Genomic DNA, 14,321 nt, shown 5'->3' on the forward strand with positions numbered 1-14,321 from the left:
GAGGTGTCCAGTTCCCGCGAGCGCATCCTCGACAGCTTCGAAGACGCGTTGATCCGCGACGGGGAGCGGGCCGCAACCATGGAGGCGGTCGCTGCGGCGGCAGACGTCTCCAAGGGAGGCCTGCTGTACCACTTCCCTTCCAAGGAAGCCCTGGTCGATGCCCTGGCCGAACGACTCCGCGGACTGGCCGAGAGGGATCGCGAGATCATGGTCTCTGCCCCCGACGGAGCAGCGCGCTACTACGTCCGCACCTCCGTGTTCGAGGACAGCGCCCTTGACCGTGCGCTCGTCTCGATGGCGCGTCTCGCCCAGCAGAACCACCCGACGGCGAAAGCCTCGCTCGCGGAGATCCAGGAACGGTGGCTCGACGCGCTCGAGTCCCAGCTCGGCGATCGCACGACCGCGCGTGCCGTCAAGCTGCTCGGCGACGGCCTCTACTACGACGCCGCGTTCTTCGCATCGGCAGACACGGGCCGCACGAGTGCCGACGACATCGAGGAACTGCTCGGTGTCGTGGACCTGATCGTCGCCGGTCGACCGCTCCGGTAGGTCCTGGGTGCCGTGGTCGATGCAGGCCCAGTTCCGCGGCGCCCCCGCTGCCTCATGCGGGTTCTTTCTTCCACCACGTCCGTACGACTACAGATCGGGAGATGATCGATGATCAGGGGTTTCAGGGATTTCATCATGCGGGGCAACGTCATCGAACTCGCCATCGCCGTCGTGATCGGCAGCGCCTTCACCGCGCTCGTCACGTCCTTCACGAACAGCATCATCAAGCCGATCATCGCTTCCGCCGGCGAGATCGACGCTGCCGGTCTGGGTTTCCAGATCCGGCGGGGCAATGAGGCGACGTTCGTGGACATCGGCGCCGTCATCACGGCGGCGGTGACCTTCCTCATCACGGCAGCCGTCGTGTACTTCCTGTTCGTGCTCCCGATGAACCGCGCCAATGAGCGGCTCCGTGCGCTGGCTGCTCCCCAGGAGGCGGCGGAGACCCCCACGCCGGTCGACATCGCCCTCCTGACCGAGATGCGGGACCTCCTGAAGGAGATCTCGGCGCGGGACGCGCGCCCGTAGGTCGGTGCGTCCTCCGTCCTGAGCCCGACCACCATCACCCGCCCCGATGCGGTCACGCTCCCTGCCCCACCTTCCGGTGCGTGAGGCGAAGCACGGTTCCGGCGGTCCGGGCGGGGCGTCACGGTCCGCACAAGTACTGGCCCGCTGGCTCCGGTACCTCTATCCTGTGCGCAAGGAGCATTGCGCGCTCCTGAGGCGGTGCAGGGTGTTGGTCTTCAAGGTCGATGTCGAAGCAGTTGAGGACGGGTTCGTCGTCAAGTGTCCAGACCTCCCTGCGCTTCGTCTCGGTGTCGGCTCGCTCTGGGACGCCTGCGCAGTCCGCTCCGTACTCGCCGCCCGCGCGCGCGTCCCGGACGACCTCGTCTGGTTGCAGATCCGGGCCCGCACCGGTGCGGTCTCGGTCATCTCGGACATCCATCCGCTGCACTGGGTGGCATTCCATACCGTGACGTGTCCGGCACATCCGGCGTTCGACCGATCGAACCTCGTCTTCGACCACGCGCTCAATGCCCTCCAGCACGAGGCGAGCCACGCAGAGTCGCAGCAACGCCCTGACCCGCAGGTGAAGTTCATCCTGTCCTTCCTCGACGGCACCAAGGCGCAGGTGCCCCGCGTCGGAGGCTACTTCCTGCGGGACGTCGTCGAGGGGGCACGTTCCTCGGAGGGCCTGAGCCCCTGGCTGAAAACGAAGCTGATGCGCGACGTGGTGCCGGGAGCGCCGTGGCACGCGCCCGTCATCGGCCTTCAGGTCGGCATCTACGGCCCCGAGACCTCGTCGTCACGGCGGTACCGATAGCCGACTAGCGGCGCGTGTCCGCCAGGTCCGACGTCGACGGGCCCTCGAGCAGCTTGCCGTCGGCGGTGAAGCGGGACCCGTGGAGCGGACAGTCCCAGGAGCGCTCGGCGTCGTTCCAGTTCAGGATGCCGCGGAGATGCGGACAGACGGCAGAGACGCGGTGCTGTACGCCGTCGACCGTGCAGATCCCGATCGGACGGGCGCCCTCGCGGACGACGTGTCCCTCTCCCTCGGCGGGTGCGGAAGCGCCCGTTCTCGCAAGGCCCGAAATCCATCCGGTCACCAGGTCCATCCCGACGACGGCATTCGCCTGCGCCGTCTGCAGCGCGTCGGTGGCGCTGACCTTGGTGCGGTAGAGGGTATCGGCCCACGGCATGTTCCCGCCGAGGATCTCGCCCGCGAGGGCAAGGGAGGCCGCGACGGCGTTGGTCATGCCCCACTTGTTGTAGCCGGTTGCCGCGTATAGGTGGCCTCCGCCCGCGGGCACCTTGCCCACGTAGGGCACAGCGGCGGCCGGGGTGTAGTCCTGGGCAGACCACGCGTAGGCGGGCCGCGCCGTCGGGAAGTATTCCTGCGCCCAGCGCGTGAGGTCGTCCACCTTCGCCTGGGTGTTCGAGCTGTGCCCGACCTTGTGGCCGTTGCCGCCCACGATCAGGTACTTCGTACCATCAACGAATGCGGTGCGCAGTGACCGGGTGGGGGAGTCCACGCTGAGGTACATGTCCTCGGGGACGTCGTCGTCCACCGTCAGCGCGACACAGTAGGAGCGCATCGGCTGCAGGACGGCGAAGTATCCGCCCCGGTCGAGGATGGGGATACCGGTGGCGAGCACGACGTTCGACGCCGTCACCGCGCCCGCGCTCGTCCTCAACTCGACGCCGTCGGCCCCGGTCTTGGCGACGCCCTCGACCCGGACGCCCTCGATCAGGGTGCCGCCGTGGCGACGCAACTCGGAAGCCAGCCCGGCAAGGACCTCGAGGGGGTGGAACTGCGCCTGGTTCTTCAGGCGCAGCGTCTTCCGGACGGGGAAGGGGAGGGTTGCCGCGCTGCCGAGCTCCGTGTCGAGCCCGGCCTCGGTGCAGGCCTCGTGTTCGGCAGTGAGGGTGCGGGCACCCGTGTCGGTGGTGGCGTAGTTGACGGCATCCCTGGTCTCGTAGCCGATGCCGTGGTCGTCGCAGAAGCGGAGCAGCCAGCTCTGCCCTTCACGGTTGCCGGTCACGTAGGCCCGCGCCAGGTCGGCGTCGTGGTGCTTGAGGATCGTCGAGATGCTCGTGCCCTGCAGGAGCGAGAGCTTCGCGGTCGTGTTTCCCGTGGTCACCGCTCCCGTCGTCCGCGACTCGAGAACTGCCACGCGATGGCCGGCCCGCGCCAGCAGGAGCGCCGTCGTCAGGCCTGTGAGCCCTGCGCCCACGACGACGGAGTCGAAATCCCGTCCCTGCAGGGTGTCGGACGGTATGGGCGGAGCAGTGGCGAGCCAGAGCGATCTCATGGTGGTCCCTTCGCGAGCCGGTCGGTGCTCCCCACGGAACCACTAAGCATGCTTACAGTCAAGCGGCGGGTCGCGTGTCGGTGGCGGGGGCTAGGGTGGCCGGACGGTCGTCCCCGCTCAGGAAGGCACCCCTCGTGCACGTCCAACTCGTCCTGCCGCACCAGCTGTTCGAAGAGCACCTCGACGCGCCACCGGAGACCCGCTTCGTGTTCCTCGAGGATGATCTCCTGTTCCGCAGCCTCCGGTTCCACCAGCAGAAGCTCGTTCTCCACCGCGCGGCCATGGCCGTCTTCGCGCAGCGGGTCTCGGATGCGGGCCATCACGTGGACTATGTGGAGACGTCGGCGGAGCACACGAGCCAGGACCGCCTGCGTGACGTGCTCGGGGACCGCGGCGCAACCGTCGTGAGCTTCTACGACGTCGTCGACGACTGGCTCCACCGGCGGCTCACCCGCACGATCGCCGATGCCGGTGCGGAGGCGCGCGTCCTCGAGACGCCGCAGTTCCTGACACCTCGGAGCGTCGTCGACACCTACTTCTCGTCGTCGAACTGGCGCATGCAGACCTTCTACGAGTGGCAGCGCAAGCGGCTCGGGATCCTGGTCGAGCCGGGCGGCTCGCCCGTCGGCGGGAAATGGAGCTTCGACGCCGACAACCGCAAGAAGCTGCCGAAGAAGATCGAGCTGCCGGATCTGCCGACCTTCGAGCGGTCACCCGAGGTGGAGGACGCGATCGCCTGGGTTCAGTCCGCCTTCCCGGACAATCCCGGCAACGCCGAGTCCTTCAACTGGCCCGTGACCCACCGGCAGGCGTTCGACGCGCTCGAAGCGTTCCTCACGGAGCGGTTCGAGCTCTTCGGGCCCTATGAGGACGCGATCGCAGAGGGCCGGACCTACCTTTTCCACTCCGCCCTGAGCTCGAGCATGAACACGGGGCTTCTGAGCCCGGCCGTCGTCGTGGAGCTCGCCCTCGACTTCGCTGAGCGCCATGACACCCCCATCGCGAGCGTGGAGGGGTTCATCCGGCAGGTCATCGGGTGGCGCGAGTACATGCGCGCGTCCTACGTGCTCCGGGGGCGCGAGATGCGCACGGGCAATACGCTCCATCTGACGGCCGACCTGGCCGGCGGGTGGTGGACCGGCGAGACCGGGCTCGAGCCCGTGGACTCCGTCGTGACGCGCATCCTCGACACGGCGTACGCGCACCACATCGAACGCCTCATGGTGCTCGGCAATGCCGCACTGCTCGTGCGGGCGAGGCCCGACTCCGTCTACGAGTGGTTCATGGAGATGTTCATCGACGCCTATGACTGGGTGATGGTGCCGAATGTCTACGCCCTGAGCCAGTACGCGGCCGGGACCATGATCACCACGAAGCCGTACGTGAGCGGCAGCAACTACATCAAGAAGATGAGTGACTTCAAGGACGGTCCCTGGCGCTTCAGCTGGGATGCGCTCTACTGGGAGTTCATCGGCGACCACCGGGAGCTCTTCGCGCGCAACCCGAGGTCCCGTATGAGCGTGGTGCTCTTCGACCGGATGGACGCCCAGCGTCGCTCGGAGCTGCGGCAGGAGGCCTCGCGGTGGATTCCTCGCACCGGTTCGACGGCGGCCGGGCGTACCCCGATGGCAGCTGGACGGACCTCCCTCGAGCAGCGGGCGCCGCTGGAGGATCAGCCGTCCGGGACGAATGAGTCGGCCGTGACGGCGCCGATGCCGCAGCCGACCCTGCCCGGCTTATAGTCGGAAGTATGGAACAGAGAACCCTTGGAAGAACCGGCCGTCCCGTCTCCGTCGTCGGTCTCGGCACCTGGCAGCTCGGCGCGGACTGGGGCGAGGTCGCGGACAAGGACGCCGTCGCAGTCCTCGACGCGGCCGTCGAAGCGGGTGTCACCTTCTTCGACACCGCGGACGTGTACGGCGACGGGCGCAGCGAGACCACGATCGGGTCCTTCCTCGCCGACAACCCCGACCTCGACATCCTCGTGGGCACCAAGATGGGCCGCCGGGTCGACCAGGCGCCCGAGAACTACAGCCTGGCGAACTTCCGGCAGTGGATCGACCGCTCACGGAAGAATCTCGGCGTGGATGCCCTGGACCTCGTGCAGCTGCATTGCCCACCGACCGCCGTCTACAGTTCCGACGAGGTGTACGACGCCCTCGACACACTGGTGAGCGACGGCGTCATCAGGAACTACGGCGTCAGCGTGGAGCGGGCCGACGAGGCACTGGCCGCGATCGCTCGGGGAAATACCGCGAGCGTGCAGATCATCCTGAACGCCTTCCGCCTCAAGCCGCTCGACGAGGTCCTGCCGGCGGCGAAGGCCGCAGGCGTGGGGATCATCGCCCGCGTTCCGCTGGCGTCGGGCCTGCTGTCCGGCAAGTACACCAAGGACACCGCATTCGCCGAGAACGACCACCGGAACTACAACCGGAACGGCGCTGCATTCGATGTCGGCGAGACGTTCTCCGGTGTCGACTACGAGACGGGGTTGCAGGCGGCCCGCGAGTTCGCCGAGCTCGTGCCCGAGGGCGTGAGCACCGCCCAGGCCGCGCTCGCGTGGATCATCGCGCAGGACGGCGTCACCACCGTCATCCCGGGTGCGAGGAACCCGGAGCAGGCGCGATCGAACGCAGCGGCAGCAGATCATGTGGCGCTGGGCTCCGAGATCAGTTCCGCCGTCACTGCGATCTACGACCGTCATTTCAGGGCCACCGTCCACCCGAAGTGGTGACGTCCTGAGGGGAACCCGCCCGTGCCTCGGGCGGGTTCCCGCGCCGTTCCATGGCGGCTAGGGTTGGCTCTGTCGGGCCCGTACGTCCGACGGGATGGCATGCAGGCAGCGCACGACGGAGGGATCGACATGACCGACGACACCCGGCGCGTTGTTGCCGACGACTCCAGCCCCCGGGGGAGCTGGGTCGATCTGGCGGACGAGGTCTGGTCCTACCTGACCACCAGGGGCGCTTCGATCGACTACACGCTCCAGGACATGACGGTGGAGGTGCCGCGGGATGTCGGGCCGGACGCTCCCCGCGCCACCTGGAGGCTCAACGGCACGTTGCGCATCAGCACGAACGACACGGCCAGTGGGCCCGACTCCCCGACCCGCTGACGTCCATGCATTCTCTCCGGCTCGACATCGACCTCCAGTTCTCGCTGCGCGAGCCGGATGCCGGAGCAGGGCCGGGAGCAGGGTTGCGCGGAACCGTCCGTGCCGCAGGAACGGTCATCGATGTCTTCGTCGACAACCCGGCGTCCTACCGCGGGGTGCTGCCTACCCTCGATCAGGCCCGCGTCCTCGCCCGGGAACTGGCGGTGCGCGGCATGACCGTCTCGGTCATCGGGCCCCGCGGTCTGCTGGTGAGCCTCGGCCGGGTGAAATCCTCCTTGGCTCAGCGATTGGTCACGGGCTCGCCGCACATCCGCCTCGGATCTCCGGCCACGCTGGCGCCCTTGCTCGACGTCGCCCGCCGTGCGCTCGAGCAGGGTCGATCTCCCTCGTTCCCGCCGTCCACGCCGTTTCCGCCGGCACCGACCGTGGGGTGGGGAGGACTGCGAGCCCGATCCGGTCCGCCGGCATCCGACCGAGCAGGCGAGGGCAGCCGGCATGGCCGATAGCGTCGAACTCCTGCTGGATCCGGCGTCCGACCTCTTCATCCTCGAGGACTGGGCGGCGCTGGAAGCCGAGGGCGTGCCCAACCAGTCGCGCCATCACTCCTCGAGCAACGCTCCGCACATCACCATGGCCGCTGCCGCGAGGATCGACGACCGGTACGACGCCGGCCTCGCCGCTGCCGCGGAGGGCGGTCCGCTGGAGCCGGTGACCGCGGGCTTCCTCGTCTTCCCGACGAGGCGGAAGTTCGTGCTCGCCCGGCAGGTGGTGGCCGACACGCCCCTGCTGAACCTGCATCGGCGCCTCTGGTTTGCGCTCGAGGGCGTGCCGGACGCGGTGCCTACGACGGTCCGGGGAGCGTGGACGCCGCACATCACGCTCGCCCATGGACTCACCGCCGACGAATTGGCCGCAGCGCTCGGCATCCTGCGGAATCGGCCGCCAGAACGACTGGCCGCAGGCATCGTGAGGCGCTGGGACGCGCGGGAGAAGCGGCTCATCCTGCTCGGCGGTGGCGGGGTGGAGTGGCCGGGCTCAGGAGGCGTCGGCGCGCAGTGACGCCGGATGCACCAGCACCCCCTGCGGTTCGCGGATCCACCACAGCCCCGTCTCGCGCTTCTCCTGCCGGGTCGTGAACCGGTAGAGGAAGATCCGCGCACGGACGTACCGCGGGCGGGCGCCGTCGAAGGGATCGACGCGCAGCAGCTTCAGGATCAGGGGATCAGCCTGCAGGAGCTTGACCAGGAACGGCGTGAACCAGCCGCCCTCGGAGCCGAGGGCGAGGAACCACATCATCCAGTCCAGCCGCAGGTGGTACGGCGCGAACTGCCGTGGCATGCGCGCCGGGTCGCCGGGCTTCCCCTTGAACTCGTACTCGTGCCAGCGCGCACCCGGTCCGACGTCGTCGAGCGTTCCTTCCACGATCACCTCGTATCGCACCTTCGTCACGCTTCCGAACGCGCCATAGGCGTTGCCCAGGTGCCAGCGATTGAAGCTCGCGTTCATCAGCTGGTGACGGGCGAACAGGTTCACGAGTGACGGCCAGCTCAGGTAGGCCAGGAGCAGCATGGCGAGGACGACGACGATGGTGAAGTACAGCGGGGTCGGCTGGTAGGCGCCGGAGGCGTCGAGGGCTGGGAACACCGCTGCGTAGAACGAGTCGGGAACGGCGCCGAAGGCCAGGACGATGGTCAGCGTATTGAGCCAGGCGAAGTTGCCGGAGAGCACCAGCCAGCCCTGCGTGACGATCATGACGAGTGCGGCGAAGCCCGCGACAGGCTGCGGGGCGAACAGCAGGAACGGCACGACGAGCTGCGTGACGTGGTTCCCCGCAACCTCCAGTCGGTGCAGGGGCTTCGGCAGGAGGTGGAAGAAGCGGCTTGCCGGGTTCGGCATGGGCTGGGTCTCGTGGTGGTAGTACAGCGCCGTGAGGTCGCGCCAGGACCGGTCACCCCGCATCTTGATCATGCCCGCGCCGAATTCGAGTCGGAAGACGAGCCAGCGGATCATCAACAGGACGAGGAACGGCGGAGCGACCTCGTTGGACCCGAGGAACGCGACGATGAATCCCGCCTCGAGGAGGAGGCTCTCCCAACCGAACCCGTAGAACGACTGGCCCACGTTCACGATCGACGTGTAGAGCCAGAAGATGGCGAGGAACGCCACGAGCGGCACCCACGGCGGTCCGGCCTGCGGGAGCCCGAGCACGAGCAGCGCCGCGATGAGGGCGCCCGACCAGGCGACGATGAGCAAGAGACGATTGGAGTAGTGCCTGTGGAAGAGCGACGGTCCGGCTCGCCTGCCCGCACGTTCGAGGAACACCGGGACGGGCGTCAGTCCCTTCTCGCCCAGGAGCGCAGGGAACTGCGCGACTGCCGACAGGAAAGCGACCAGGTAGACGGCCGCGACCCCCCGCTGCAGGATCTGCCGGCCCACCTCGTACTCCTCGGCAGTCAGGACACCGGTCAACCACTCCATCGGTCCAGCGTCGTGTCGCCGTGGAGCCGGCGTCAAGGAACCGCCGGAGAGCCACGCCTGCGTGCGTCGTGCTAGCGGCCCCCGACCGGATGCAGGACGGCCGGCCGCGACGCAATGTCGACGAGGGCCTGCACAGGCACGTGATCACTCGCGTACCTGCCGTCGAGCGTGGACGTGTTCACCGCAGCTTGCCGGACCAGAACGTCCGGGGTCGTCAGGATCCAGTCGATCCGGCGTCCCCCCTCCACGGGACGCCCGTAGCGCGGGAAGGTCCCGAAGCCCGGGGTGAGGTGCTCGTCGGCGAGAACCCAGGCGTCGCCGAGGACTCCGGACGTGACGAAGCTCCGATAGGCCGGGGATGATCCCGCTTCCGAATTGAAGTCGCCCATTACGATCGCGGGCAGGCGGGGACTGAAGAACCGCACGAGATCGAGCACGGCCGCGGCGCTGCGGGCTCGTGCGACGTCGGACTCGTGGTCGAAGTGCGTGTTGGCCAACAGCATCTCGCGATCGGTCGCGGTGTCGCGGAACCGGCCCCAGGTGACGATGCGCGTCACGCCGTTGCCCCACGTGGAGGAGCCGATCAGCTTCGGCGTGTCCGAGAGCCAGAACTGATCCCATTCGAGGAGCTGAAGGCGGCCGGCGTCGTAGAAGATCGGCGAGTACTCGCCGCGGCTGCCGCCCTCCCTGCCGGCGCCGATCATCCGGTATCCAGGAGGCAGGGCCACCTCGATGGCCGCCAACTGGTGATGCAGGGCTTCCTGCACGCCGAGGATGGATGGCACCTCGCGGCGCAGGAGGGCCTGCAGGGGCGCGATGCGGTCCGGCCAGTAGTCGACGTCGCCGGGTCGCGAGGCCGGGCGGTCGTACCTGATGTTGAAGCTCATGACGTGCAGGAGCGTCGAACTGGTCCTGATGAGGGGAGGTGCTGCTGACGTTCGTGGCATGACGCCTTCCGGTGCTGCAGGTGGTTCGGGGCGGCTGCTCGGCGCTGCCGCCCCGCGCTGTGGGCGCAGGTCAGCCCAGGTGGTCCACGAGGCGCGATGCGATGCCCGTGTAGCGTGCCGGGGTCAGGGCGAGAAGCCGCTGCTCGGCCTCGGCACTGAGCCCGAGGCTGCTGACGAACTCGCGCATGCGGTCGGCGTCGACCCGGTGGCCGCGCGTGAGGTCCTTCAGGCGCTCGTAGGGGTCGTCGAGGCCGGGCACGCCGGCAATGGCCTCGGCCCGCATGACCATCTGCACGGCTTCGCCGAGGACCTCCCAGTTGCCGTCGAGGTCCGCCGCCAGCACCTCGGCCGCGACGTCGAGGCGGGCCAGGCCCTTGGCGACGTTCGAGATGGCCAGCAGGGAATGGCCGAGGGCGACGCCGATGTTGCGCTGGCTCGACGAGTCCGTGAGGTCGCGCTGCCAGCGGGAGGTCACGAGGGTGGCCGCCAGGACGTCCAGCAGCGCGGAGGAGATCTCCAGGTTGGCCTCCGCGTTCTCGAAGCGGATCGGGTTGACCTTGTGGGGCATGGTGGAGGAGCCTGTCGCCCCTGCCACCGGGATCTGCGCGAAGTAGCCGATGGAGATGTAGCTCCACACGTCGGTGCAGAAGTTGTGGAGGATCCGGTTGAACCGCGCGACGTCGGAGTACAGCTCCGCCTGCCAGTCGTGTGACTCGATCTGCGTCGTCAGTGGATTCCAGGTCAGGCCGAGGCCCTCCACGAAGGAGCGGGAGATGTCCTGCCAGTCGGCCTGGGGTGCGGAGGCGTAGTGGGCCGCGTACGTTCCGGTGGCGCCGTTGATCTTGCCGAGGAATTCGGTGGCCGAGATGCGGTCGAGCTGCCGGTTCAGCCGGTGCGCGACGACGGCCAACTCCTTGCCGAGGGTCGTGGGAGTGGCCGGCTGCCCGTGGGTGCGCGACAGCATCGGGGTGTCCCGGGAGGTCCGTGCCAGGTCCGCGACGGACGCTACGAGGTCCCGTGCCGCGGGGAGCCAGATGTCCAGGACGGCGCCCTTGATGCCGAGGGCGTAGGAGAGGTTGTTGATGTCCTCGGAGGTGCACCCGAAGTGGACGAGGGGCTTGAGGTGGTCGATGCCTATGCCCTCGAGGCGCCGTCCGATGTAGTACTCCACGGCTTTGACGTCATGGACCGTGACGGCCTCGATCTCGCCCAGTTCCGCCACCGAATCCGCGTCGAACGTCGCGACGATGGAGCGGAGGGCGGCCTCCTGCTCCTCGGTCAGGGGCTCCGTCCCGGGGAGGACGGCCCGCCGGGTCAGGTGGAGCAGCCATTCGACCTCGACGTGCACGCGGTCCCGGTTGAGGGCGGCCTCGGAGAGGAAATCGATGAGGGGGGCTACCGCCTCGCGGTATCGGCCGTCGAGGGGACCGAGGGTCAGCGACGTTCCCTCCCCTCGGGACAGTGCAGCGAATTCAACCCGGGGGAGTGCGGAGTCAGCCATTGCCCCATCATTTCATGAGCCGGGTCGGACATCTCACGCCGCTGTCCACATAGGTGTCGGCCCGCCCGGGCCGCACCACACGCACTCCTAGCGTTGCAGCATGGCCAGGAGAGGGGAAGGCTGATGGACAGCCGGATGGAAGCCGATGCCGGGCCGGTGTGGCCCCCTGCGAGTTCGGACGTCGCAGCGATGGTCGCTGCCCTTCAACGGCACGCTCGTCGGCTCGAGGACATCCACCGGCACGCGCTGTCGGTCACCCTGCTTCCCTGGGACTCCCCGGCCGGAGCGAATTTCAGGTCCTACCTGTCCGAGCGATGCGCCGAAGTGTCCCGGACCGCCGACCTGCTGGAGTCCGCGGCCCGGCAGCTCGCCGACTACGGGCGACTGATCCAGGACGCCGAGATGCAGCGTCAGGCCGGCCTGTGACGGACCGGCTGCATCCGGTGGCGGGCGACGACGGTCTCCTGGTCGTCCGCGGCGGTGTCGGCGGCATCCGGTTCCAGTGGGAGGAACTGGAGGAGGCCGCCACGGTGCTTGCGGTTCTGGCGGCCGACACGGGGGACGTCGCCGTCGCCCTCGGGTACCTCGACCACGATCTCGGCGAGTTCCCCTGGCGGATCATGCACCTGCAGCCGACAGGAGGAGTCGCGGGGCCGCTGTACCAGGCCGCGCGCGCCGACCTCGACGCCGCGTGGACGTCGGCGCTCGACAGCGGCCGCACCCTGGCGACGACCGGAAACCGGCTCAGGGCAAGCCTGCGCGCCTACCGGGCGGCGGACGGCGCGGCCGTCGCGGCGACGGAGGCGGCCAGGGCCACCAGCGGGGCCACTGCCCGTGCTGCGGCGCGTGCAGCCATCGAACGCGGTGTTCTCGACGTCGGGCCCATTGCGCTCCGGAACCGATCAGCCGGCGCGGTGGTGCCTTTCGACGGAACGGTCGCGGGTGTCGTGGGACGCCTGGCGGCGGTCGAGTCCGAGGAGCCGGGCACCTTCGAGGTGCTGCGCGCCGGGACGGACGCGGCACCGGTGTACGTCGTCGTTCTCCCGGGCACCCAGTCGGGACTGGTCGACGGGGCGGCTGGAAGCAACCCCTTCGACGCGGGTGGGATCGCCGAGGCACTCGCCGCCGAGAGCCGCTTCACCGAGGGCGCCGTGCTGGAGGCCCTCAGGAGGGCCGGGGCCGAGCAGGGAGACCCCCTCGTGATGGCGGGATACAGCCAGGGCGGCCTGCACGCCGTCAACCTCGCAACCTCCGAAGGGCTGGGAGGACGGTACGACGTCCGGGTGGTGCTGACGGCAGGTTCTCCCACGGGGTGGCACGAATCCGGATCCGCCGAGTACCTCCACCTGGAGCACCATGCCGACGCTGTTCCCGAGCTGGATTCGACGGACAATGCCGACGGGCGCAACCGGACCACCGTCACGCTGGGTCATCCGGTTCCCGTCATCGGGACGAGGGAGGACGGGTCACGCGAATCATGGGGCCTCGGTCCGGCACACAAGCTGGAGAACTACGCGGAGGGGGCGAGGCTCATCGACGACAGCCAGGCACCATCCCTTGCGCCCGCAGCAGCCCTCCTCGCGACAGCAGGCGCGTCCGGTACCGCCCGGCGCTACTCCTTCACCGCTGTCCGGAACCCGCAGCCGGCGGAGGGTCCGGGAGCCAGGGGCACGCGCGGGGTGCAGCAGGGCGGGTCTAGGCTACTGCCATGACGTCGATCGATGACCTCCCGGCCACACCTTCCGATGATGCTGCCCGCGCTGACGCCGGCGTTCGTCCACGCGGAGTGCTCGGCAGACTCCCACGCTACGCAGCGGGCAAGCCGCCCGTCGTCGTGCAGGGTCTCGAGAGTTTCAAGCTCTCGTCCAACGAGAATCCGCTACCGCCCCTTCCGGCCGTGCTCGAGGCGATCGCCTCGGAGACCTCCATCAACCGTTACCCGGATCCGATGACGACGGCGCTCCGGACGGAACTGGCCGGGTACCTGGGCGTTCCCGCCGGCGACATCGTCACGGGCGCGGGGAGCCTCGGCGCACTGAATCAGATCCTCGCCACCTTCGCGGGCCAGAACGACTACGACGCTCCGGACGAGGTCGTCTACGCCTGGCGATCCTTCGAGGCCTATCCCATCAGTGTCGGGCTCGCCGGTGCTGCCGGCGTGCAGGTGCCCGTCCGTGCGGATGGCACACACGACCTCGACGCCATGGCGGCCGCCATCACCGACCGGACGCGTGTCGTCCTGCTCTGCACTCCCAACAACCCGACGGGGCCGATCCTCACGCGTGAGCAGGTGGTGGAGTTCCTCGCGAGGGCGCCGGCGAACGTCGTGGTCGTCATCGACGAGGCATACCAGGAGTTCGTGCGGCGCGCCGACGCCGTCGACGGTATCGAGCTCTACCGGACGTACCCGAACGTCATCGTGCTGCGGACGTTCTCGAAGGCCCACGGACTGGCGGGGCTCCGCGTGGGGTACTCCGTGTCGCAGCAACCGCTCACCGAGCACCTGAGGGTGAGCGCCGTCCCGTTCGCCGTATCGCAGGTCGCCGAGCATGCCGCTGTCACTTCGCTGCGGCATATCGACGAGGTCGAAGCGCGGGTCCAGTCGATCGTGGACGAGCGCATCCGTGTCGTCGGGGGCCTGCGCGAGCTGGGCTGGGCGATCCCCGAGGCCGAGGGGAACTTCGTCTGGCTGTCCCTCGGGGAGCATACGCAGGACTTCGCCGCCAAGGCCGCTGAGGAGGCCCTGTCCGTGAGGGCCTTCGGCGCGGAGGGAGTGCGCGTGTCCATCGGTGAAGAGGCCGCGAATACGCGTTTCCTCGAGCTGTGCCGGGGCTATGCGCATCGCCCGGCTCTGTGAGCAAGGAGTCTTAAATAGGCCTGCACGCGCGCGCTGACTAGTCTTGACCAGTATGTCGCCG

15 protein-coding genes are annotated in these 14,321 nt (G+C 68.8%); 11 read left to right on the forward strand and 4 right to left on the reverse strand.

The annotated features are described in order from the left end of the window. Positions 1–3: 3 nt before the first annotated feature. From FDK12_RS05440 to FDK12_RS05450, 3 genes are all read left to right on the forward strand, one after another. Positions 4–549: a TetR/AcrR family transcriptional regulator gene (locus tag FDK12_RS05440; RefSeq protein WP_137368593.1), complete on the forward strand. Its 546-nt coding sequence runs from the start codon at positions 4–6 to the stop codon at positions 547–549. 108 nt (positions 550–657) lie between these two features. Further along, positions 658–1,077 (forward strand): large conductance mechanosensitive channel protein MscL, encoded by a 420-nt coding sequence (mscL, locus tag FDK12_RS05445; protein ID WP_137368594.1) that lies wholly within the window; start codon positions 658–660, stop codon positions 1,075–1,077. 205 nt (positions 1,078–1,282) lie between these two features. Then, positions 1,283–1,873, forward strand: a complete 591-nt coding sequence (locus FDK12_RS05450) for a hypothetical protein (RefSeq protein WP_137368595.1) — start codon at positions 1,283–1,285, stop codon at positions 1,871–1,873. A gap of 4 nt (positions 1,874–1,877) precedes the next feature. On the opposite strand, the gene FDK12_RS05455 is transcribed toward FDK12_RS05450, so the two are convergent. After that, on the reverse strand, positions 1,878–3,362 hold the full coding sequence (locus FDK12_RS05455) for an FAD-dependent oxidoreductase (protein WP_137368596.1): 1,485 nt from the start codon (positions 3,360–3,362) through the stop codon (positions 1,878–1,880). Positions 3,363–3,496: 134 nt separating this feature from the next. On the opposite strand from FDK12_RS05455, the gene FDK12_RS05460 reads away from it, so the two are divergent. From FDK12_RS05460 to FDK12_RS05480, 5 genes are all read left to right on the forward strand, one after another. Further along, positions 3,497–5,104 (forward strand): cryptochrome/photolyase family protein, encoded by a 1,608-nt coding sequence (locus FDK12_RS05460; RefSeq protein WP_137368597.1) that lies wholly within the window; start codon positions 3,497–3,499, stop codon positions 5,102–5,104. A gap of 8 nt (positions 5,105–5,112) precedes the next feature. Continuing rightward, entirely contained in the window at positions 5,113–6,096 is a 984-nt protein-coding gene (locus tag FDK12_RS05465) for an aldo/keto reductase (protein WP_137368598.1), read from the forward strand. A gap of 129 nt (positions 6,097–6,225) precedes the next feature. Then, a complete protein-coding gene (locus FDK12_RS05470) occupies positions 6,226–6,477 on the forward strand; it encodes a hypothetical protein (protein WP_137368599.1) in 252 nt (83 codons plus the stop codon). 5 nt (positions 6,478–6,482) lie between these two features. Next, positions 6,483–6,983, forward strand: coding sequence for a hypothetical protein (locus tag FDK12_RS05475; RefSeq protein WP_137368600.1), 501 nt, complete (start codon positions 6,483–6,485; stop codon positions 6,981–6,983). Continuing rightward, positions 6,973–7,536: a 2'-5' RNA ligase family protein gene (locus FDK12_RS05480; RefSeq protein ID WP_137368601.1), complete on the forward strand. Its 564-nt coding sequence runs from the start codon at positions 6,973–6,975 to the stop codon at positions 7,534–7,536. The genes FDK12_RS05475 and FDK12_RS05480 overlap by 11 nt, the downstream gene beginning before the upstream one ends. Here the strand turns inward: FDK12_RS05480 and FDK12_RS05485 are convergent. The 3 genes from FDK12_RS05485 to purB all read right to left on the reverse strand — a co-directional run bounded on the left by FDK12_RS05485 (position 7,513) and on the right by purB (position 11,403). Continuing rightward, positions 7,513–8,955, reverse strand: a complete 1,443-nt coding sequence (locus FDK12_RS05485; RefSeq protein WP_137368602.1) for a lipase maturation factor family protein — start codon at positions 8,953–8,955, stop codon at positions 7,513–7,515. The genes FDK12_RS05480 and FDK12_RS05485 overlap by 24 nt on opposite strands. Positions 8,956–9,026: 71 nt before the next feature. Further along, positions 9,027–9,902: an endonuclease/exonuclease/phosphatase family protein gene (locus FDK12_RS05490; RefSeq protein ID WP_137368603.1), complete on the reverse strand. Its 876-nt coding sequence runs from the start codon at positions 9,900–9,902 to the stop codon at positions 9,027–9,029. A 70-nt stretch (positions 9,903–9,972) separates the two neighbouring features. Further along, positions 9,973–11,403 carry an adenylosuccinate lyase gene (gene purB, locus FDK12_RS05495; protein ID WP_137368604.1) on the reverse strand — a complete coding sequence of 477 codons (1,431 nt, stop codon included), beginning with the start codon at positions 11,401–11,403 and terminating at the stop codon, positions 9,973–9,975. 123 nt (positions 11,404–11,526) lie between these two features. Between purB and FDK12_RS05500 the strand changes: the two genes are divergently transcribed. Genes FDK12_RS05500 through FDK12_RS05510 form a run of 3 tightly spaced genes read left to right on the forward strand, consistent with a single transcriptional unit; the run spans position 11,527 to position 14,260 of the window. Then, on the forward strand, positions 11,527–11,829 hold the full coding sequence (locus FDK12_RS05500; RefSeq protein WP_137368605.1) for a hypothetical protein: 303 nt from the start codon (positions 11,527–11,529) through the stop codon (positions 11,827–11,829). Continuing rightward, positions 11,826–13,115: a hypothetical protein gene (locus tag FDK12_RS05505; protein ID WP_137368606.1), complete on the forward strand. Its 1,290-nt coding sequence runs from the start codon at positions 11,826–11,828 to the stop codon at positions 13,113–13,115. Before FDK12_RS05500 ends, FDK12_RS05505 begins: the two co-directional genes overlap by 4 nt. After that, positions 13,112–14,260, forward strand: a complete 1,149-nt coding sequence (locus tag FDK12_RS05510; protein ID WP_137368607.1) for a histidinol-phosphate transaminase — start codon at positions 13,112–13,114, stop codon at positions 14,258–14,260. The genes FDK12_RS05505 and FDK12_RS05510 overlap by 4 nt, the downstream gene beginning before the upstream one ends. Positions 14,261–14,321: the final 61 nt, after the last annotated feature.

Source organism: Arthrobacter sp. NamB2 (assembly GCF_005281365.1).
Taxonomy (GTDB): Bacteria; Actinomycetota; Actinomycetes; order Actinomycetales; family Micrococcaceae; genus Arthrobacter_D.